The following is an 18,819-nucleotide window of genomic DNA, read 5'->3' as shown; positions in this document are numbered from 1 at the left end:
ACTCAGGCCGCCAGGCCACCCGCCTGCGTCTTCAAAAACGCCTCACCGCAGGCCTTCGCCAGATTGCGCACCCGCAGGATGTAGCTCTGTCGTTCCGTGACCGAAATCACGCCGCGCGCGTCAAGCAGGTTGAAGACATGGCTGGCCTTGATGCACTGATCATAGGCCGGGAAAACCATGCGGTGCATCGGCAGATTGTCGTTCGATGCCGGCGCGCCGGCATCGAGCAGCGCCTTGCATTCGGTCTCGGCGTCCTCGAAGTGGCGCAGAAGCATCGCCGTGTTGGCGTGTTCGAAATTGTGGCGCGAATATTCCTGCTCGGCCTGCAGGAAGACATCGCCATAGGTGACTTTGTCGGCGCCTTCCCGGCCGTTGAAGTTGAGGTCGTAGACATTGTCGACGCCCTGCACATACATGGCCAGCCGCTCCAGCCCGTAGGTGAGTTCGCCGGCCACCGGCGCGCATTCGATACCGCAGACCTGCTGGAAATAGGTGAACTGCGAGACTTCCATGCCGTCGCACCAGCATTCCCAGCCGAGACCCCAGGCGCCCAGCGTCGGGCTTTCCCAATCATCCTCGACGAAGCGGATGTCGTGCAGCAGCGGATCGACGCCGATCGCCGCCAGCGAGCCGAGATAGAGTTCCTGCAAGTTGGGCGGGTTCGGCTTCAGGATCACCTGGTACTGGTAATAATGCTGCAGCCGGTTCGGGTTCTCGCCATAACGCCCGTCCTTGGGGCGGCGCGAGGGCTGGACATAGGCAGCGTTCCAGCGCTTTGGGCCGAGCGCGCGCAGCGTCGTTGCCGGATGAAAAGTGCCGGCGCCGACTTCCATGTCGTAGGGTTGCAGGATGACGCAGCCATAGGCCGCCCAATAGTTGTGCAAGGTCAGGATCAGCCCCTGGAACGAGCGGCTGGGATGCATATGGGCGGGGATTTCAATTGTCACGGGTGGCCTCGACAGCACAGGCTAGCTTGCCGGCACGTCCTAGAGACACGGCGGCGAAGCGTCAAGCAAAGCACGCCGATGCGGTCGCGCCGACATTATGGACAATGTTGAGAGCTTTGCAGGGGCTGGCCCATTGCCCATCTCTCGGGCCTGCGCTCTGTTCGCCTGTGCAGCAACGACAACAGGTTCCAGCCATGCCCAGCCCGATCGTCATCCGCCCCGTTGCGCGACAGGATTTCGAGCAATGGCTGCCGCTGTGGGACGGCTACAATGCATTTTATGGCCGCTCGGGCGAAACGGCCCTGCCGGGTGAGATTACCCAGATGACATGGTCGCGTTTCTTCGATGCCTATGAGCCGGTCCACGCGCTGGTGGCCGAAAGCGAGGGACGGCTTTTCGGCCTCGTGCATTATCTCTTCCATCGCAGCACAACGGCGATCGCGCCGAATTGTTATCTGCAGGACCTTTTCACCACGCAGGCATCGCGTGGCAAAGGCATCGGACGGGCGCTGATCGAGGGCGTCTACGAGCGCGCCCGGGCAGCCGGTTCAGGCCGGGTATACTGGCTGACGCATGAGACCAATCACACGGCAATGAAGCTTTACGACAAGGTCGCCGAACACTCCGGCTTTGTCGTCTATCGCAAGCTCTTCTGAGGCAGCCAGCCGGATACGCGGTTCAAACGAAAACGGGACCCTGAAAAGAGCCCCGTTTGCGTTGAATTCAAATGGCTGACTTCATCCCTTCGGGGCGGGCACCGGCTCCGGCTTGACCTTCGGGGTCTCCTGCGCCGTGTTGGATTCGATCGGCGGCAGGCCCTTCATCAGCTTCTGCTGCAAGTTGGCCAGCACATCGGGATCCGGCTTCAGGTCGCGAGCCTGATTCCACTGGAAGGTGGCTTCCAGCTTGCGGCCGACGCGCCAGTAGGCATCGCCCAGGTGGTCGTTGAGAACCGGATCTTCCGGCTTCAGCGACACGGCGCGTTCCATTTCGCGCACCGCGTCATCGAACCTGCCGAGGCGGAAATAGGCCCAACCCAGCGAATCGACGATGTAACCGTCGCTCGGCCTGAGGTCGACGGCCTTTTGAATCATCGCCAGCCCTTCCTTGAGATTCATGTTCATGTCGACCCAGGAATAGCCGAGATAATTCAGCACCTGCGGCTGGTCGGGGAACAGTTCCAGCGCCTTGCGGAAGTTCGGCTCGGCCTTGGGCCATTCCTTCAGGCGCTCATAGGCGATGCCGCGCTGGTAGAAGATGTTCCAGTTGGCTGCGGTCGGCGTCTTCAGCGCCTCGACAGCCTTGTCGTAGAGTGTGGCGGCCGAACGGAAATCCTCCTTCGAGGAATAGACGCCACCGAGCGCCAGATAGGCGCGCATGTCATTGGGATGGGCGTCGACGAAAGCCTTCAGATGAGTGATCGCTTCTTCGTGACGGTCGAGATCGGCAAGGTTGAGGCCGAGCTGCAGGTCCGAAAGCTCCTTCAGCGGCGAACCGGCGGGGATCCGGCGATAGAGCGCGATGGCGCCTTCGCCGTCCTTCAATTGCTCGGACACGGCAGCGAGTTGCACAAGGGCAGCGTCGCTATCAGGCTTCAAAGCAAGCGCATATTGCAGATAGAGGCGCACGAACGGCTCGCCGCCGCCACGATTGAGCGCGGTGGCGAGGTCGAGCAGGATTTCGGAGGCGCCATCGGATGGGCCGGCCACCAGGGGCGCAATCTTGTCGCCTTTTGCAATTCGGTCGCGCAAGGCGACGATTTCCAGCTTGCCAGGCGAAAACGCCTCGGCCTGGTCGAGCACCGACAGCGCCTTGGTCTTGTCGCCCTTGCGGGCCAGGAACGAGGCGTAGGCCTGGGCGTTGCGCATCCAGGTTTCGGGAGCGGCACCACCGGCGGCGGTATCCTGCATGGTCGCGGCGTAGATCGCCTCGGCCTTTTCGGGCATGCCGGATGCATCAGCGATCAGGGCGCGGTGGAACGACTTGAACAGGCCGAACCAATCCGGCCCCTGCAGCTTGTCGATTGACGCCATCGCATCGGCAGGCTCGCCGGCGCCTTGCTGCGCCCAGCCGGACATCACCCCGGAGATCAGCCGGTCGAGATCGGATTCCAGCGACAGCTTGAGCCAGTACTGCGCCTTGGTGAAATCCTTCTTGTGGAAGGAATCGACGGCGAGTGCCAGTCGCGAGAAACGCTCGACGTCAGGCACTTCCTTGAGCTTGTCGGCATAGACCAGGGATTCGTCGAAGCGCCCTTGCGCGATCAGCGACAGCATCAGGCTCTGCTGCAGGCCGGTGTCGCTCGGATCGAAGGCCAATGCTTGCTTGTAGTAGGCGATGGCGCTGTCGAGGTCGTTGTCGCCTTCGGCGATCCGGGCTGCCAGATAGGCGCCCGAAAACGACGTGATCTTGACCGGTTCGGTGGTTTGCTTGGCATAGGCCGGCAAAGCCGAGATCGCCATGCCTGTCACAATTGCCAGCCTTGTCAGCCAGCGCGCACGTCCTTGCCGCATCGTATCCCTTTCAGCCAGGCGCCATCTCCGCGTCAGCGGGATCGGCGTAGACTCGATCTTTCCAGGCAAAGCATGGCCTTTTTGGGGTCGCGCTTCAATCCGCCTCGAATTCACAATCCGGGCACCCGATTAACAAATCATGGCGACAGGCACCAATTTTCCGCTCTTGGGATTTCGGCCATGGCCCTACGCGGCGCCGAATATATCACAGATTCGACGCTGAGGCTCCGCTTCGACCGCTAAGGCTCGGGCCAATATCAGCCCTCGCCTGGCGAGGCAGACCGTTGCACCAGCGTGTCGCTGTAGCCGCCGGCCGCTATCGTGCTGCACAGTTCGTTCCATTCGCAGCCGCCGCAGGCCTTGCGTACAAGGCCAGCCGAAAACGCCTGCCGCATCCGGCCCAGCATCGCAGGATCGAGATCAAGACGGGCGCCGACGCGGATTGGCCGCGCCAGCAACTCGCCCACATCCTGCGTGGCAAGCCGGTCCCGCTCGACGACACTCTCGTTGAGGCAGTGCGGTTCCGGCTCATCAAGCAACGGGGCGCAGACATCGTCCGGGCCGGAAACGAGGAGGATGTCCTCGCCCCGGCTCAGGCGCACCGCGACGCGATCATAATTGGCGGTGAAGGCGGGGCTGTATCCTTTGCCCACATAGGTGAGCAGGCAAAGGAGGTGATGGGCGCGCAGCCTGATCGTCACGGATTGACCGGCTTGGCCTTACCGCCGGGAAGGGCCATGAGGGTCGCGGCACCCAGCGCCGACTTGAGCAAGCCGCCGACGATGAACGGCAGGAAGCCGAAGGTAACGGCCTGTTCGGCTCCAATCATGACGGCAAGCCATGCTGTGCCCAGCACAAGGCAGGCAAGGTTGCCAAGCAGCATGGCGACGAAGGCAAGCATCACCCTTTTGCCGTTCCAGCCGCGTTCGGCCAGCCAGCCGACCATTGCGCCGACAAGCGGGAAGGCGAAGAGATAGCCAGCCGTCGGCCCGACGAAATGCGCCGCACCCGCTGCCCCTCCGGACAGAACGGGAAAGCCGACAGCGCCCTCGACCAACCAGGCGGCAATGGTGAGCGCGCCAAGCCGCCAGCCATAGAGCGCGCCGACCAATGTCACGGCGAAGGTCTGCATCGTCACCGGGACCGGCACCATCGGCACTTCGACGTAGGATGACAGCGTCAGGAACAGGGTGCCGAGCACAACGGCTCCAATCTGCCAGGCAAGAGAACGATCCTGGAGCCGGAGCGGGCTGAACGACGGCTTGTTGGACGAGAATGCGACGTCTGTCATTGGGATTCCTTCGATCGATTTCAAATTATAGATAATTTCTGTTTTCGATCTATTATCGAATCCACACTTCCCTGGAGATTGCAAGCCCTGGCTTTGGCGGAGGCCGTCTAACCTACGATGGCGAAGGCTTCGCGCGTCGTTCCGGAAGCCGTCCTGACCGGCTTGCGGCCAATCCATTGGACGTGCCGCCCCAGTGTGACGGCCGCCGATTCGGTGTTTCCCTGCCGCAAGGCGGCGAGGATCGCGCGATGGTCCTGATCGGTGCGTGTCTCCCACTCCGAGCGCCATGCCGCGAACAGGAAACGGGCGCTTGCCGCGTGCAGATCGTCGATGGTGGCGAGCAGGCGCGGCATGCCGCATGGCGCGAGGATCAAGCGGTGGAAGGCGCGGTTGGCTTCCTCCCACGACCTGACATCGCGGGACTTGTCGCCGGCCTTGGTCGCCTCCTCGGCGAGATCGAGAATGGCCGATGTCAGATGCGGCGCGGCGTGGCGCAGCGCCAGCACTTCAAGGGCGGCGCGCATTTCGGCGACTTCCTTGACCTCGCCCAGATCGAAAGATGCGACACGCACGCCGCGGCGCGGCTCGCCGATGGCCAGCCCTTGCGCCTCGAGGCGGCGGAAGGCCTCGCGCACCGGAACATGGCTGGTTTGGAATTCTTCGGCGATGTGATCCTGCCGAAGCCTGGCCCCCGGCTCGATCGCACCGGAGATGATGCGGTCCGCCAGAACCTTGCTGATGCGCACCGCGATGGTGTCGTCTGTGCCCTTTGCCATGTTTTATAGATAATTTGCGGCAGGGCGGCTTGTCGAGACGGCGGGACCGAATTCCTAAACTTCCTCTTAGCCCAGGCCAGAGATAGCGTCGCGAAAGTCCAGCCTCAGTTCACCCGGCTGATGCAGAAATCGATGACGTCGATCAGCGCCGATTTCTGCGGCGTCGCTTCGAGCGGCGCCAGCGCGTCGCGGGCAATCTCGCCGAAATGGCGGGCGCGTCCGATTGTGTCGGCAATGGCGCCGTGGCGGGTCATCAGGCCGGTCGCCTTTTCCAGGCCGGCGTCATCGGCGACATTGTCCTCGATGGCGCGTTTCCAGAAGGTGCGCTCGGCCTTGGTGCCGCGCCGATAGGCGAGAATGACCGGAAGCGTCACCTTGCCCTCGCGGAAATCGTCGCCGACGTTCTTGCCGAGATCCTTGCTGGTGCCGCCATAGTCCAGCGCGTCGTCGATCAGCTGGAAGGCCAGGCCGAGATTCATGCCATAGGAGCGCAGCGCCGCACGATCGTTGCGCGTCGCCTGGGCAATAACCGGGCCGACCTCGGCAGCCGCCGAAAAAAGTGCGGCGGTCTTGGCCTTGATGACGGCGAAATGCTCGTCCTCGGTGGTTTCGAGGTTCTTGGCGGCGGCAAGCTGCATCACCTCGCCCTCGGCGATGATCGAGGCCGCACTCGACAGGATATCGAGCGCTTCGAGCGAGCCGACATCGACCATCATGCGGAAGGCCTGGCCGAGCAGGAAGTCGCCGACCAGCACGCTTGCCTGGTTGCCCCAGATCATGCGGGCGGTCTTCTTGCCGCGGCGCATGCCGCTCTCGTCGACGACATCGTCGTGCAGAAGCGTCGCGGTGTGCATGAATTCGACCGAGGTGGCGAGCTTGACGTGGCCCTCGCCGGCATAGCCGAACATCTGGGCTGCGGCCAGCGTCAGCATCGGCCGCAGCCGTTTGCCGCCGGACGAGATCAGATGGTTGGCGACCTCCGGGATCATCTCGACGTCGGAGCCGGCCTTGGACAGGATCAATTCATTGACGCGCCCCATATCGGCGACAGTCAGATCGATCAGATCCTTGATGGAGGCGGGCTCCCGCTTCCCGTTTTCGATGTTGAGAACGACACCCACGACAATCACTCCCGTCTTGGTATAGAGCGTGCGACGGCACCCTTAGTCCCTGTATGGACTCTAGGGCGGCGGACATGGGCACGGCAAGTGGCGAATTGGCGCGGCGGCGGCGACAGAATGTCAACGACCCCAAGGGAACGGCTCTGCCCCGGAATGCCCTGCCCGTTTACATCAATAGCGCAAACTGCGAGTTTCATACGATGATAGAACTAGTCCGCACCAACGATGCCGTGATCATTTCCTTTGTCGAATCGCTGATGCGCGACGCCGGCATTGCCTGCTTTGTCGCCGACCAGAATATGAGCATTCTCGAAGGGTCGATCGGTCTTTTGCAGAAGCGCGTCATGGTCGACGCCGACCAGGCCGACGCGGCACGGCGCATCCTCAGGGATGCCGGCATCGCCAACGAAATCCGCGGAAAATAATGTCCGCCGCGCCCGCCGCCCTTGTCCCGGACACGCCGGCCCATACGGTCGACGCTTTCCATCGCGGCCGATTCTGGCTGGTGCAGCCCAAGCAAGGCGGCCATCGCGCCGGCATGGATGCGATGATGCTGGCGGCCTCCGTGCCGTCCTCCCTTGCCGGTCGTCTCGCCGATTTCGGTGCCGGTGCCGGGGCCGCCGGCCTGGCGGTGCTGTCGCGCTGCCCGGCCGCCGAGGCGGTGCTTGTCGAACGCGCGCCGGAAATGGCGGCCTTCGCGGCAGCCACCCTTGCCCATCCCGGCAATGCCCATCTGAGCGATCGCGCCTCCGTGCTGGTCGCCGATGTCACCGTATCGGGCCGGGCGCGGGCGGCCGCCGGCCTCGCCGACAATGATTTCGACTTCGTCATCATGAACCCGCCCTTCAACGCTCCCCGGGACCGCGCCTCCCCCGATCGCCTCAGAAAAGAGGCCCATGTCATGGAGGACGGGGTGTTCGAGAGCTGGATCCGCAGTGCGGCGGCGGTTGTCAGGCCGCGCGGCGGGCTTGCCGTCATCGCCCGCCCCGAACAGCTCGGCGCCATTCTCGATGCGATCGCAGGGCGCTTCGGCGATGCCGAAATGCTCGCCGTCCACCCTCGCCCAGACGCCGCGGCAATCCGCATCGTTGTGCGGGCAGCGCTCGGGACACGGGGAAAGCTTGCCATCCGCCCGCCCCTGATGCTGCACGCGCAATCAGGCAACGGCCCCGACGAGCGCAGCGAAATGATCACCAACGGCCTCGCCTCGCTGTTCGGAGATTGAGCTATTCTGCCTGGCCACATTGCCGTTGGCCGGGAAATCCCTACATGCCTGCAACCTATCGACCGGAGACCACGCCCTCGTGAAACGCCTTATCAACCGCCTGCTGCCGAAATCCTGGCGCTCCACCGTCGTCACCATTCCGGTCATCCGGCTGCACGGCACCATCATGGCAGGCGGTGGCCAGTTCCGGCCGAGCCTGTCGCTGGCCTCCACCGCTGGCCTCATCGAGAAGGCGTTTTCCTACGACGCCCCGGCAGTCGCCATCTCGATCAATTCGCCCGGCGGCTCGCCGGTGCAGTCGCGGCTGATCTTCAAGCGCATCCGTGACCTGGCCACGGAAAAGAACAGAAAGGTGCTGGTCTTCGTCGAAGACGTGGCGGCGTCGGGTGGCTACATGATCGCGGTTGCCGGTGATGAGATCTTCGCCGACCCATCCTCCATCGTCGGGTCGATCGGCGTGGTCTCGGCTTCGTTCGGCTTCCCGGAACTGATGAAGAAGATCGGCATCGAGCGACGCGTCCACACCGCCGGCCAGAACAAGGCGGTGCTCGACCCGTTCAAGCCCGAGAAAAAGGAAGATGTCGAGCGGCTGAAGGCGCTGCAGCTCGAGGTGCACGGCACGTTCATCGACCTCGTCAAGGAGCGGCGCGGCGCGAAACTGAAAGACGACCCGGACCTGTTCACCGGCCTGTTCTGGACCGGCATCAAGGGCCTTGAACTCGGCCTGGTCGATGCGCTCGGCGACATGCGCACGGTGCTCAAGACTCGTTTCGGCGCGAAAACCCAGCTCAGGCTGATCACGACACCGCGCGGTTTCCTCAGCCGCTTCGGCCTGTTTGGCTCAAGCAAGGGCTTTTCAGCGCCCGATATCGCAGGCGCTGCCGCCAGCGGCCTGATCGATGCGGCGGAAGAGCGCGCATTGTGGTCTCGCTTCGAGCTTTAAAAACACGGCAAAAGCGTCTAGCATGAGAGCTTAACCGACCCGACCGGCCACCTTCGCCGGCCCAGCGTGGGAGGAGTTTTGGTATGCCGCAGATCATTTTCTTCGCCGTCGTTGGCGTCGCCGCCTATTTCGGCTACCGCACCTTCATTAGGGAAGCCGAACGCGTGACCGCCAAGGTGCGGCGTACCGAAAAGCAGACGGCCAACGGCGCGATGGGCACTTTGGTCAAGGATCCGAAGACCGGCGAGTACCGGCTGGCCAAGGACTGAGCACCATTTCGCAGACCATTGTGGACACCGACATCGGGTCGCGTAGCTGGCACGCGCACGCCAAGATCAATCTTGCGCTGCATGTCACCGGCAGGCGACCTGACGGCTATCATCTGATCGAAAGCCTGGCGGTGTTCACGCGGTTTGGCGACAGGATCGAAATCGCGCCCGCCGACATCGATGAATTTACCGTGTCCGGCCGCTACGCCCCGGCCGTTCCTCTCGACGCCAGCAATCTGGTGCCTAGGGCGCGCGATGCCCTGCGACAGGCGGTCGGGCACGAGAGAACACCGCCGGTCGCTATCCGGCTGGAAAAGAACCTGCCGGTCGCCTCCGGCGTCGGCGGCGGTTCGAGCGACGCGGCGACCGTGCTGCGCGGGCTGGTGGAGACATGGGGCCTGGATATCGACGGCGCAGAGCTGGCGCGGATCGGCATTTCGCTCGGCGCCGATGTGCCGATGTGCCTGGCGGCAAAGCCGCTGGTCGCGCGCGGCATCGGAGATGAACTGTCGATGGTGCCGGATTTTTCGGCGCTTGGCCTGGTGCTGGTCAATCCGGGCACCCCGGTCTCGACGGCGGACGTCTTTGCGGCGCTTTCCCGGCGCGACAACGAGGCCTTGCCGCCGCTGCCGCGCAGCATCGATTTTCATAGCCTGCGCAACTGGCTGGAGATCACCCGCAACGATCTCGAGCCCGCCGCGCTGGCGATGCAGCCGGCTATCGGCAGGGCGCTTTCCTGGCTGAACAAGGCCGGATCGGGTTTTTCACGGATGTCCGGGTCCGGCGCCACCTGCTTCGGCCTGTTCGAGACCGGCAATGTCGCCAAGCGCGCCGCCGCCGAAATCCGCGGCCGCCAGCCCGACTGGTTCGTCGCGGCGACGCGCAGCATCGCATCGGAGGTATCTGATGGCCAGAATTGACGAGAGCCGCTCCTTCATTCCCGTGCGCATCGCGGTGCTGACCGTTTCAGATACGCGCAGCCTCGCCGACGACAAATCCGGCCAGACCCTGGCCGACCGCATCACCGAGGCCGGCCATATGCTGGCGGCCCGCGATATCGTCACCGACGATCGGGAAAAAATCCGCGACACGGTTCTGGCGTGGTCGCGGGACAAGAATATCGATGTCGTCATCACCACCGGCGGCACCGGCTTCACCGGGCGTGACGTGACGCCGGACGCGCTGGAGCCGATCTTCGAAAAGCGCATGGATGGCTTTTCGGAAGTGTTCCACCGGATCTCCTACGACAAGATCGGCACCTCGACGATCCAGAGCCGGGCGACCGGCGGCGTCGTCAACGCCACCTTCGTCTTCGTGCTGCCGGGTTCGCCAGGCGCCTGCAAGGACGCGTGGGACGGCATCCTGAAGGCACAGCTCGACTACCGGCATATGCCGTGCAACTTCGTCGAGATCATGCCGCGCCTGGACGAGCATTTGCGGCGCGGCAAATCAGCTCCGTAAAGCCGAGGCAAGCGTCGCTCTCAGCGGATGACCGGTTCGCCATGAAACCGCCGGCGCGACGGCGGCGACACGCCGAAGCCGACTTCCATCATCAGTCGCGGCGTGCGTGCCGGCACGGTGCCCATATGGAAGCCAAAAGGGTCCTCGACGAAACCGAGACCGGCCTCGCCGGTCAGCGTCACCGGGCTCTGCTCGCCATAGACATCCAGGACCTGTTGCGCGGGGTGTCCAACCAGAAGCGTGAGCTGGTGCTTGAGGCTGCGGCGCTTGTGGCTGCCCCTGACATAGACATGCGGACCGGTGTCGGCGTCGACCGGCTTGAGGTAGAAGAAGAATTTCAGCATGCGCCAATCATCGAGGTCGAAATGATACTTGCCGAGCGAGGCGAGGTTCTTGTCGGCATCCGAAGCGGCACCGGTTGGAAAACTCCACCAGACGCGCGTCGTGATCAGTTTTGCCTGGCCGCCGAGATAGTGCGCGGCAATATCCAGAAGCAGCGGATCGCGCTGGATGGCAAGCGCCGCCGGGCAGTCGAGGATGCGCTCGAAAAAATGCCCGCTGAGCAGCGAGCGGCCAAGGCGTTTCTCGGCCTCGGCATGTTCCCCCGGCATGAATTCGAGACGGCGGTCGAAATTGCCGAAGCAAGGCGTGCGCCCGGCGAAGTCGGCGATCTCTTCATGGATATCAGGCGGCAGGACCAGGCCTGAGAACAGCCCGTCGGAGCGCAACGCATCGACGACCGCTCCCCGTTCGACACCGGCAAACATCGTATCCCCGGCATTGGCGACCGGGCGGGCGCGTTTTGCGCCCAGCCAATGCATGCGGCGTCCAGGCATTGTGCGCGCCAGCACGAACATCGGCAGCCAGGCGGGGTTTTCGCGCAGGTCCTTGAGATAGGTCGGAATGCGCACCGCGATGCGTCGCAACAGACTGCCGTCGCGCGCAATAGCCTCGAGACTGGCCGCGCCGGATGTGTCGGGGGTTGAAAGCTTCATTGGGTCCTCGGCTATGAGAGCACCACCGATGCCGCATCGGTGCTCGCCACTCGGCATGTCCCAAACCCAATTCCCGCTTGAACGGAAGCTAACCCCGCGTCAGATTTTGTGCAATGCACAATGGCCTGAGCAGTTGCAAAAAATCATGTCGAGGAGCGGCGTTCCTGCTTGGCGGGCGCCATCCAGATCTCGGCGTCGAGCCGCTTCGTTGCGAGGCCGCGGGCGATGGCCTCAGCACTGCCGGCACTCTTGGCCGCGGCCGCCGCCTGACGCTTGCTGATCAGCAATCCGTCGGCCAGGGCGCGGTTTCCCGAAAAGACCCGTGCCAGGAATGGCGTGCGGCTGGCCCGCGTGCGCGAAAATCGTGCGGCCATGGTCTGCCTGGCCGTATGCGCGACAACCTCATCGATCCAGCCCTCCACCAACCGCGCGCCCGGTTCCAGGAGCAGCAACCAATCCCCCTTGGCCTGGCGGATGCCGGCAGCGACACCGCCGGTCACGTACTGACAGCCGGCATGCTCGGCCACACGATGCGTCTGGTCGGTGGAGCCTGTGTCGCAGACGATGACTTCACGCACCACGCCTTCGACCGCGCCGCCAATCAGCGAGGCGAGCGTGCGGGCGAGGCCCTCCTCGTCATTGCGGGTTTCGATGAGAACACTGAGCATCCTTAGCCGAATAGCGGAAAGCGCCGGACAGCGCCAGTTTTGCATCGCACCATAGAAAGTTCTTGCTTTGTTCTCATCGATGAAATAGGAATAATTTCATGAACAGAGCGATTCGACACAACACGGACAGTCCCTGGGAGCGGGCGAAAATGGAACAGATCGTGCGCGCCGACATTGCAGCTTTCGGAGCAGGAAGAGCCGAGATGGCCAATGCGATGGTCGAGCAGAGCGGCATGCGTGTCCGCCCGGACCGCAACCGCGGCAGGTCGGCCGGCATCAACCCGTCCGGCCGATTCGAGCCAGTCAGCCGGCACGTGTTCGACGATGGCTGGAATTCGCTGGAAGAACTGCCCCCCTTCAAGACCGAAGTGCAGGTCGAGAAGCCGCGCACCATCATCACCCGCAACGAATCGCCCGACATTTCCTTCGACCGTTCCATCAACCCTTATCGCGGCTGCGAGCATGGCTGCGTCTATTGCTTTGCCCGCCCGACGCACGCGTTCATGGGCCTGTCGCCGGGTCTGGATTTCGAATCGAAGCTGTTCGCCAAACCTGATGCGGCGCGCTTGCTCGACAAGGAGCTTTCGAAGGACAGCTATCAGCCGCGCACCATCGCCATCGGCACCAACACCGACCCCTACCAGCCGATCGAGAAGCAATACCGGATCATGCGCGAAATCCTCGAAGTGCTGGAAGCGCGCGGCCATCCGGTCGGCATCGTGACAAAGTCCGCCCTGGTGACGCGCGATATCGATATCCTGTCGCGCATGGCCGAACGAGGGCTCGCCAAGGTGGCGCTGTCGGTGACGACGCTCGACCGCATGCTGGCGCGCACCATGGAGCCGCGCGCGTCGACGCCGACCAAGCGGCTGGAAGCGATCCGGCAGCTTTCGGATGCCGGCATTCCGGCGTCGGTCATGGTGGCTCCGATCATTCCGGGCCTGACCGATCCGGAGATGGAACGCATCCTCGATTCGGCACGTGCGGCCGGCGCGCGCGAGGCGGGTTATGTGATCCTGCGGCTGCCGCTGGAGGTCAGCCCGATCTTCAAGGACTGGCTGCTGCGCCATTATCCCGACCGTTACCGCCATGTGATGTCGCTTGTCCGCTCCATGCGTGACGGCAAGGACTACGATTCGGAATGGGGCAAGCGCATGAAGGGCGCCGGTCCCTATGCCTGGCAGATCGGCCGGCGCTTCGAGATCACAGCCAAGCGGCTTGGTCTCAATGCCGAACGGCGCACGCTGCGGACCGATCAGTTCGTTGCCGCCGGGAAAGACCAGGTGCAACTGACGCTGCTTTGAAGAGACAATTCGTCGCGATGGTTTGATCCGTCGCGCACCAAGAATCCCGTCCGGCCTGCCCCGGCCTGCAGACGGTGCCCTCCCGGTCCGGCGCCCCACCCGACCCGGAGGGACTTGCGGAGAATCGGAGCCGATGCGAACCTCGCCGCAACATGGCTCGCGCGCGTTCTGATTCTCCGCCTCTCTTTGAGATCATCGAGAAGCCCGACTTCTCCTTCGAGACGAAGGCGATGGCGGAGGGCCTGTGGCCGGTCGCCGGGATGGACGAGGCAGGCCGCGGCCCCCTGGCCGGGCCGGTGGTCGCCGCAGCGGTGGTGCTCGATCCCGCCAACATTCCCGACGGCCTCGACGATTCCAAACGCCTCAGCCATTTGCAGCGTGAGGCCCTGTTCCTGCGCATTCTCGGCTCCGCACAGGCGGTCTCGATGGCCTCCATCAGCGCCGAGGGCATCGACGGCAGCAACATCCTCAAGGCAAGCCTGGAAGCCATGCGGCGCGCGCTGGTAGGGCTGTCGGTCCGGCCGAAGCTTGCGCTTGCCGATGGACGCGACGTGCCGCCGGGACTGCCTTGTGAAGGGCGCGCGCTGATCAAGGGCGACCAGCGTTCGCAGTCGATCGCCGCCGCCTCGATCGTCGCCAAGGTGATGCGCGACCGCATGATGTGCGGCTGCGGCAACCATCACGACCGCTACGGGTTCGAAGTCCATATGGGCTACGCCACGGTTCGCCATCGCACCGCGATCGAAGCGCATGGCCCGGTGGCGCGGCTGCACCGCGTGTCGTTTGCGCCATTCCGGCTGGGTGGGGCCGAGGTGGACGTGGTGGAAGAAGAGAGCTTCGCCGGGCTGGATTGAGCGACGACGACGACAAGCCAATCTCCCCCTTGTGGGGGAGATGTCCGGTAGGAGAGAGGGGGGCGCTGTCCCGCCGGCCTCTCAATCGATTGCAGTTATGCCCTCAGGCTTGTCCCGATAGACCTTAGGACAACAAAGGTTAGCGTTCCTTCACGCCCCCCTCTGCCCTGCCGGGCATCTCCCCCACGAGGGGGGAGATTGGCAGCTTCAGCGCCGCAACAAAAAAGCCGCCGGGTTGCCCGGGCGGCTTTCGATGACTGGCTAGACGAACCGCCTAATTCAGCTTCGACTTCACGTCCGCGAGCGAAGCCTTGAACAGATCTGCACCGGCCTTGGCGTCGATCTTGCCGGCAAGCAGCGCGCGTGCTGCCTCGACGGCGATGTCGACGGCGCTGGCGCGCACTTCGCTGATGGCATCACGCTCGGCCTGACCGATCTTCTGTTCGGCAAGCGCGGTGCGCCTGACGACATAGTCCTCGGTCTTCTTATGCGCGTCGGCGGCAAGCATGTCGGCTTCGCGCTTGGCGGCAGCGACGATGTCGGCGGCCTCCTGCTCGGCTTCCTTGCGCTTGCGCTGGTACTGGCCGAGCAGCTGCTGGGCCTCCTCGCGCAGCCGGCGCGCTTCGTCCAGTTCATTGCTGATCCTGGCGGCACGGGCGTCGAGCGCCTTGGCGATCATGCCAGGCACCTTGATGTAGACGGCAACGCCGAGGAAGATGATCAGGGCTATCGTGGCCCAGAGCGTCGCGAGAGATGTGTAATCCATGATGCGCTCCTCACCGGGCCACGGATTTGACCGCGGCCGCGATCTCGGCCTTGCTGGCCTTGCCGCCAACCAGAGCCTCGACGATCGCTGAAGCGGTGTCCTCGGCGATGCTGCCGACTTCCTTCATGGCATTGGCCTTGATGGAAGAAATGCGGGCTTCGGCTTCGCCAAGCTTCGCGTCGAGCGCGGCCTCGACCTTCTTGCGAGCGGTGTCGGCCTCGGCCTTGGCAGCGTCGTTGGCCTGCTGGCCGATCGCGTTGGCCTTGGTCTTGGCTTCCGCCAGTTCCTGCTCGTAGGCAGCAACGGCGGCGTCGGCCTCGCCCTTCAACCTGGCCGCCTGGTCGAGGTCCTGCGTGATGCGATCGTTGCGGACATCGATGATGCCGCCGACGCGCGGCATCACCACCCGCTTCAGGAAGAGATAGAACAGCCCGAAGGTGATCGCCAGCCACAGAAGCTGCGACGGGAACGTCGCCGGATCGAATGGCGGAAACGTGCCATGCGCTTCAGCAGGCACGCTGGTGCCGGAATGCGTGTCGCCTTCCGTCGCAGCGTGGCTGGTATCGGCTGATGGCGCGGACTCTTGCGCAAAGGCAGATGTCACGAACATGGACTATCCCCGAAATTCAGGCCCGCCGCTTGCGCGGCCGGCCTGTCCAATCTTCCCGAGTGCTCAGCCGAACAGGGCCAGAAGCGCGATGAGAAGCGAGAAGATGCCCAGAGCTTCGGTCACGGCAAAGCCGAAGATCAGACGGCCGAACTGGCCATCGGCGGCCGACGGGTTGCGCAGTGCGCCCGCCAGGTAGCTGCCGAAGATGTTGCCGAGGCCAATGCCCGCGCCACCCATGCCCAGGCAAGCGATGCCGGCGCCGATGTACTTTGCTGCTTCTGCGTCCATTTGTTCAACTCCTTTGGATCTAAAATTCCGTTGCGATTCCATCCGGCGCCAATGTTGGAAATCTTTGGGCCGGAAACTTTTGGACCTAGTGCCCTGGATGCAGGGCGTCGTTGAGATACATGCAGGTCAACACGGCAAAGACGTAGGCCTGCAGGAAGGCGACCAGCAGTTCCAGTGCCGTCAGCGCCACCGCCATCGCCAGAGGCAGGATCGAGCCGGCGACGCCAACCGCGCCGAGCGCGCTCAGGCTGACGACGAAGCCGGAGAACACTTTCAGCGTGATGTGGCCGGCGAGCATGTTGGCGAACAGACGAACCGAGAGGCTGACCGGGCGCGACACGAAGGAGATCACTTCGATCAGCACCACGAGAGGCAGCAGGAAGACCGGCACGCCGTGCGGCACGAACAGTTTCAGGAAGCCAAGACCATGCTTCATGAAGCCGTAGACGACCACGGTTGCGATCACCAGCACGGCAAGGCCGAAGGTGACGATGATGTGGCTGGTGACGGTGAAGAAATAGGGGAACAGGCCAAGCAGATTGGCGACGAGCACGAACATGAACAGCGAGAACACGAGAGGGAAGAACTTCATGCCCTGCGTGCCGGCGGCGTCGCGCAACATGTTGCCGACAAACTCGTACGCCATCTCGGAGACCGACTGAAGTCGCCCGGGAACCAGGCTGCGGCTCGACGTCGTGAGAAACAGGAATCCAGCCGCGACGATCACGGTTGCGACCATGAACAGCGCCGAATTGGTGAAAGACAGGTCATAGCCGCCGATGTCGATCGGAATCAGCTTGTTGATATGGAACTGGTGGATCGGATCGACCTTGTCAGCTGCCACGTTCAAACCCCGTCAATGCCGCGTACGGCCTCGTTACCATTACCGCACATGGTGCGCGGTCATTTCTTGTCGTCTTGGCCACGGCGCGATTTATCGCCCTGTCCAAATTCTGCCACGACGCCGGCGGAACGCATCACATTGAGCACTCCGGCGCCAAAACCAAGCAGCAGAAACACGATCAGACCCCATGGCGATGTCCCCGCCAAACGGTCGATGACCCAGCCGATGCCGGCACCCACCACCACCCCGGCGATAAACTCGCTGGAGAGTTTGAGCGCCTGACCATAACCGGCCACACTGCCCGCTTTCGCGTCGTCTTTCCCCTCGAGCCGGCCCGGCCGCCTTGTCGCAAGCGAAGCTTCAAGGTCACGGCGGCGGCGCTCAAGATCGTCGTCGCGGATGTCGGGTTCATGCTGATTGCCGCGGCCGGTTTCTCCGGTTCCGTCTGGCCCATTCTTGTCGGCCATCGCAACCCCCCTGCCCGGTCAGACCGTCACCGTCCGTCCGCTTCTAAAGTCGCCGGCAACATAGTTAGAGGGTTTGCGCCCGTCAAGCCACGGGCGGAAGTTCATTGCCATGTATTTTAGGCAATGAAATCAATGAATTACGAAGGTGCGACATCGTGCCCGCCAGGATGACGAGGATGCATGGGGCGAATCCCCCGCGCAATGGCTCTTTGATCGGCTGCGCGCCACATCAAGATCAGCGGCTGCTCCGCACTCAGCTCCAGCCGCCGCCATAGGTCCGATAGAAGATATGCAGGCCGATCTTGGTCATCTTCTGCATCGTGCGCGCCCAGCCGGGATGGACATATTGGGCATAGTAGTGGGTCGACGATCCGACTTCCGGAATGAAGATCTTGCCGGCGGTGACGGCCATGGCGATCTCCTGGGCGGTCTTGTAGGCGGCTGGGCTATCGATGCGCTTCTTCCTGCCGTCGCAGGCGAAGGAGAACTGGCAACGGTTGAACCAGCTGTCGTTCTGGTAGACGACGCCGCAGATCGAATTCGGATAGGTCGGATTGCGGACGCGGTTGAGGATGACCTGGGCGACAGCGGCTTGGCCGCGCACGGATTCGCTCCTCGCCTCGAAATAGATTCCGTTGGCAAGGCATGCCTGCTCCTTCTTGGAGAAGACACTCGCCGGCAGCGGGTTCTGGATCCACGAATGATCGCCCTTTGCCATCGGCGGAATGAAGCGGCCCTCATTGGGCTGCTCGTCCTGAAGCAGGGCCTCGAAGGGCGATGCCTTGGCATAGTCCGGCTCGGATTGCGCATAGGCGGTGGCCAGCACATCCGGATGGTCGTTGTTGACCAGCGCCGCCAGCATGGCCGGCATGCCGGGATCCGGCTTCTTGTCCTCGCGCGCATGGAATGCGGCGGCGATCTGGATTTCCTTGCCTTTGATCTGCGGCTTGGCGAAAGCCATTTTCAGGCCGCTGTCCATGCTGGGTCGCAGCAAGGAGGACGTGCGCTCGAAGATCGAGCCGGCGTTGAAGTTCTTTGGCGGTGCGACGGGAGACATCTGGACGATGCGCCCTTTCTTCTCGGCGCGCACGACGCGGTCCTCATCGGGCGTGGCGCTGACCTTGCCGCCCTTGCCGCGAAACGACACGTTGCCGACACCGGCCAGGTGGACGCCCGATCCGGAAATGGAGCCGGTGACATCGGAATCGACAAAGGGCATCTCGGCCGCGTGGGTCGATCCGGCGACGGATTTCTCGACATAGGAATTCCAGCGCGTGCTCGATGCTTCGAGGCCGGAAACGAGGCTCGTCATGTCCTGATAGGCGGCGACGGTCGGAAAGCCGATCCAGATGCCGAAACCGATGACGAGCGGACCCAGAAAGCCACGTTTTCTCTCACCGGCGGCGGCAACCAGCCGCTTCAACACACGTCGATGCACGGAACTCTCTCCAGGAACGCTACAGACCCCACTGGAGAG

The 18,819-nt window shown here is 63.4% G+C and carries 23 protein-coding genes; 9 read left to right on the top strand and 14 right to left on the bottom strand.

Translation table 11 applies throughout. The annotated features are described in order from the left end of the window. Window positions 1-2: 2 nt before the first annotated feature. Entirely contained in the window at window positions 3-923 is a 921-nt protein-coding gene (locus A4R29_RS07915) for a glycine--tRNA ligase subunit alpha (RefSeq protein ID WP_174299093.1), read from the bottom strand. A 218-nt stretch (window positions 924-1,141) separates the two neighbouring features. Between A4R29_RS07915 and A4R29_RS07910 the strand changes: the two genes are divergently transcribed. Further along, window positions 1,142-1,603 (top strand): GNAT family N-acetyltransferase, encoded by a 462-nt coding sequence (locus A4R29_RS07910; protein WP_013532825.1) that lies wholly within the window; start codon window positions 1,142-1,144, stop codon window positions 1,601-1,603. An 81-nt stretch (window positions 1,604-1,684) separates the two neighbouring features. Here A4R29_RS07910 and A4R29_RS07905 read toward each other — a convergent pair whose 3' ends face one another. From A4R29_RS07905 to A4R29_RS07885, 5 genes are all read right to left on the bottom strand, one after another. Next, window positions 1,685-3,460 carry a tetratricopeptide repeat protein gene (locus tag A4R29_RS07905; RefSeq protein ID WP_013532826.1) on the bottom strand — a complete coding sequence of 592 codons (1,776 nt, stop codon included), beginning with the start codon at window positions 3,458-3,460 and terminating at the stop codon, window positions 1,685-1,687. A gap of 257 nt (window positions 3,461-3,717) precedes the next feature. Continuing rightward, a complete protein-coding gene (locus A4R29_RS07900; protein WP_063171640.1) occupies window positions 3,718-4,161 on the bottom strand; it encodes a DUF1284 domain-containing protein in 444 nt (147 codons plus the stop codon). Then, complete coding sequence (locus tag A4R29_RS07895; protein ID WP_063171639.1) at window positions 4,158-4,751, bottom strand: biotin transporter BioY; 594 nt, start codon at window positions 4,749-4,751, stop codon at window positions 4,158-4,160. The genes A4R29_RS07900 and A4R29_RS07895 overlap by 4 nt, the downstream gene beginning before the upstream one ends. 107 nt (window positions 4,752-4,858) lie before the next feature. Beyond that, complete coding sequence (locus tag A4R29_RS07890) at window positions 4,859-5,527, bottom strand: GntR family transcriptional regulator (RefSeq protein WP_027164176.1); 669 nt, start codon at window positions 5,525-5,527, stop codon at window positions 4,859-4,861. Between the two features lie 104 nt (window positions 5,528-5,631). Beyond that, window positions 5,632-6,648 (bottom strand): polyprenyl synthetase family protein, encoded by a 1,017-nt coding sequence (locus A4R29_RS07885; RefSeq protein WP_063171638.1) that lies wholly within the window; start codon window positions 6,646-6,648, stop codon window positions 5,632-5,634. Window positions 6,649-6,848: 200 nt separating this feature from the next. Here A4R29_RS07885 and A4R29_RS07880 point away from each other — a divergent pair, with 200 nt between their 5' ends. From A4R29_RS07880 to moaB, 6 genes are all read left to right on the top strand, one after another. Beyond that, entirely contained in the window at window positions 6,849-7,073 is a 225-nt protein-coding gene (locus A4R29_RS07880) for a putative signal transducing protein (protein ID WP_063167652.1), read from the top strand. Beyond that, window positions 7,073-7,873 carry a tRNA1(Val) (adenine(37)-N6)-methyltransferase gene (locus tag A4R29_RS07875; RefSeq protein ID WP_024502640.1) on the top strand — a complete coding sequence of 267 codons (801 nt, stop codon included), beginning with the start codon at window positions 7,073-7,075 and terminating at the stop codon, window positions 7,871-7,873. The genes A4R29_RS07880 and A4R29_RS07875 overlap by 1 nt, the downstream gene beginning before the upstream one ends. Before the next feature lie 79 nt (window positions 7,874-7,952). Beyond that, window positions 7,953-8,816, top strand: coding sequence for a S49 family peptidase (locus A4R29_RS07870; protein WP_063171637.1), 864 nt, complete (start codon window positions 7,953-7,955; stop codon window positions 8,814-8,816). Between the two features lie 83 nt (window positions 8,817-8,899). After that, window positions 8,900-9,085, top strand: coding sequence for a membrane protein (locus A4R29_RS07865; RefSeq protein ID WP_013532834.1), 186 nt, complete (start codon window positions 8,900-8,902; stop codon window positions 9,083-9,085). A gap of 20 nt (window positions 9,086-9,105) precedes the next feature. Then, the gene (locus A4R29_RS07860) at window positions 9,106-10,005 is read left to right on the top strand and encodes a 4-(cytidine 5'-diphospho)-2-C-methyl-D-erythritol kinase (RefSeq protein WP_063171636.1); all 900 of its coding nucleotides are present in this window, start codon (window positions 9,106-9,108) and stop codon (window positions 10,003-10,005) included. Next, window positions 9,992-10,546, top strand: a complete 555-nt coding sequence (gene moaB / locus A4R29_RS07855) for a molybdenum cofactor biosynthesis protein B (RefSeq protein ID WP_024502637.1) — start codon at window positions 9,992-9,994, stop codon at window positions 10,544-10,546. Before A4R29_RS07860 ends, moaB begins: the two co-directional genes overlap by 14 nt. Window positions 10,547-10,566: 20 nt before the next feature. On the opposite strand, the gene A4R29_RS07850 is transcribed toward moaB, so the two are convergent. Both A4R29_RS07850 and A4R29_RS07845 read right to left on the bottom strand, forming a co-directional pair. Next, complete coding sequence (locus A4R29_RS07850; RefSeq protein ID WP_013532837.1) at window positions 10,567-11,541, bottom strand: hypothetical protein; 975 nt, start codon at window positions 11,539-11,541, stop codon at window positions 10,567-10,569. Window positions 11,542-11,684: 143 nt separating this feature from the next. Further along, window positions 11,685-12,209 carry a glycosyltransferase gene (locus A4R29_RS07845; protein ID WP_013532838.1) on the bottom strand — a complete coding sequence of 175 codons (525 nt, stop codon included), beginning with the start codon at window positions 12,207-12,209 and terminating at the stop codon, window positions 11,685-11,687. A gap of 149 nt (window positions 12,210-12,358) precedes the next feature. On the opposite strand from A4R29_RS07845, the gene A4R29_RS07840 reads away from it, so the two are divergent. Together A4R29_RS07840 and A4R29_RS07835 are read left to right on the top strand one after the other, a co-directional pair. Continuing rightward, entirely contained in the window at window positions 12,359-13,513 is a 1,155-nt protein-coding gene (locus A4R29_RS07840; RefSeq protein WP_023808673.1) for a PA0069 family radical SAM protein, read from the top strand. Window positions 13,514-13,665: 152 nt separating this feature from the next. Beyond that, entirely contained in the window at window positions 13,666-14,367 is a 702-nt protein-coding gene (locus A4R29_RS07835) for a ribonuclease HII (protein WP_027164182.1), read from the top strand. Window positions 14,368-14,641: 274 nt separating this feature from the next. Here the strand turns inward: A4R29_RS07835 and A4R29_RS07830 are convergent, their stop codons facing one another. The 6 genes from A4R29_RS07830 to A4R29_RS07805 all read right to left on the bottom strand — a co-directional run bounded on the left by A4R29_RS07830 (window position 14,642) and on the right by A4R29_RS07805 (window position 18,780). Then, window positions 14,642-15,133, bottom strand: a complete 492-nt coding sequence (locus A4R29_RS07830; RefSeq protein ID WP_013532841.1) for a F0F1 ATP synthase subunit B — start codon at window positions 15,131-15,133, stop codon at window positions 14,642-14,644. A 10-nt stretch (window positions 15,134-15,143) separates the two neighbouring features. Next, entirely contained in the window at window positions 15,144-15,743 is a 600-nt protein-coding gene (locus tag A4R29_RS07825; protein ID WP_013532842.1) for a F0F1 ATP synthase subunit B, read from the bottom strand. 63 nt (window positions 15,744-15,806) lie between these two features. Next, window positions 15,807-16,031 (bottom strand): F0F1 ATP synthase subunit C, encoded by a 225-nt coding sequence (locus tag A4R29_RS07820; protein WP_006206606.1) that lies wholly within the window; start codon window positions 16,029-16,031, stop codon window positions 15,807-15,809. An 85-nt stretch (window positions 16,032-16,116) separates the two neighbouring features. Next, entirely contained in the window at window positions 16,117-16,875 is a 759-nt protein-coding gene (locus A4R29_RS07815) for a F0F1 ATP synthase subunit A (RefSeq protein WP_013532843.1), read from the bottom strand. 59 nt (window positions 16,876-16,934) lie between these two features. After that, window positions 16,935-17,342, bottom strand: coding sequence for an AtpZ/AtpI family protein (locus tag A4R29_RS07810; protein WP_013532844.1), 408 nt, complete (start codon window positions 17,340-17,342; stop codon window positions 16,935-16,937). A 253-nt stretch (window positions 17,343-17,595) separates the two neighbouring features. After that, entirely contained in the window at window positions 17,596-18,780 is a 1,185-nt protein-coding gene (locus tag A4R29_RS07805) for a cell wall hydrolase (RefSeq protein ID WP_063171635.1), read from the bottom strand. Window positions 18,781-18,819: the final 39 nt, after the last annotated feature.

The sequence above is a fragment of the Mesorhizobium ciceri biovar biserrulae genome, from assembly GCF_001618845.1.
Taxonomy (GTDB): domain Bacteria; phylum Pseudomonadota; class Alphaproteobacteria; order Rhizobiales; family Rhizobiaceae; genus Mesorhizobium; species Mesorhizobium ciceri.
This window is presented reverse-complemented; position numbering and strand designations above follow the sequence as displayed.

Excerpts from the sequence above, each read along its gene's own strand:
- A4R29_RS07915 (WP_174299093.1), bottom strand. The coding sequence starts at position 923 with ATGCATCCCAGCCGCTCGTTCCAGGGGCTGATCCTGACCTTGCACAAC.
- A4R29_RS07910 (WP_013532825.1), top strand. The coding sequence starts at position 1,142 with ATGCCCAGCCCGATCGTCATCCGCCCCGTTGCGCGACAGGATTTCGAG.
- A4R29_RS07905 (WP_013532826.1), bottom strand. The coding sequence starts at position 3,460 with ATGCGGCAAGGACGTGCGCGCTGGCTGACAAGGCTGGCAATTGTGACA.
- A4R29_RS07895 (WP_063171639.1), bottom strand. The coding sequence starts at position 4,751 with ATGACAGACGTCGCATTCTCGTCCAACAAGCCGTCGTTCAGCCCGCTC.
- A4R29_RS07890 (WP_027164176.1), bottom strand. The coding sequence starts at position 5,527 with ATGGCAAAGGGCACAGACGACACCATCGCGGTGCGCATCAGCAAGGTT.
- A4R29_RS07880 (WP_063167652.1), top strand. The coding sequence starts at position 6,849 with ATGATAGAACTAGTCCGCACCAACGATGCCGTGATCATTTCCTTTGTC.
- A4R29_RS07875 (WP_024502640.1), top strand. The coding sequence starts at position 7,073 with ATGTCCGCCGCGCCCGCCGCCCTTGTCCCGGACACGCCGGCCCATACG.
- A4R29_RS07865 (WP_013532834.1), top strand. The coding sequence starts at position 8,900 with ATGCCGCAGATCATTTTCTTCGCCGTCGTTGGCGTCGCCGCCTATTTC.
- moaB (WP_024502637.1), top strand. The coding sequence starts at position 9,992 with ATGGCCAGAATTGACGAGAGCCGCTCCTTCATTCCCGTGCGCATCGCG.
- A4R29_RS07850 (WP_013532837.1), bottom strand. The coding sequence starts at position 11,541 with ATGAAGCTTTCAACCCCCGACACATCCGGCGCGGCCAGTCTCGAGGCT.
- A4R29_RS07845 (WP_013532838.1), bottom strand. The coding sequence starts at position 12,209 with ATGCTCAGTGTTCTCATCGAAACCCGCAATGACGAGGAGGGCCTCGCC.
- A4R29_RS07840 (WP_023808673.1), top strand. The coding sequence starts at position 12,359 with ATGGAACAGATCGTGCGCGCCGACATTGCAGCTTTCGGAGCAGGAAGA.
- A4R29_RS07835 (WP_027164182.1), top strand. The coding sequence starts at position 13,666 with ATGGCTCGCGCGCGTTCTGATTCTCCGCCTCTCTTTGAGATCATCGAG.
- A4R29_RS07830 (WP_013532841.1), bottom strand. The coding sequence starts at position 15,133 with ATGGATTACACATCTCTCGCGACGCTCTGGGCCACGATAGCCCTGATC.
- A4R29_RS07825 (WP_013532842.1), bottom strand. The coding sequence starts at position 15,743 with ATGTTCGTGACATCTGCCTTTGCGCAAGAGTCCGCGCCATCAGCCGAT.
- A4R29_RS07820 (WP_006206606.1), bottom strand. The coding sequence starts at position 16,031 with ATGGACGCAGAAGCAGCAAAGTACATCGGCGCCGGCATCGCTTGCCTG.
- A4R29_RS07810 (WP_013532844.1), bottom strand. The coding sequence starts at position 17,342 with ATGGCCGACAAGAATGGGCCAGACGGAACCGGAGAAACCGGCCGCGGC.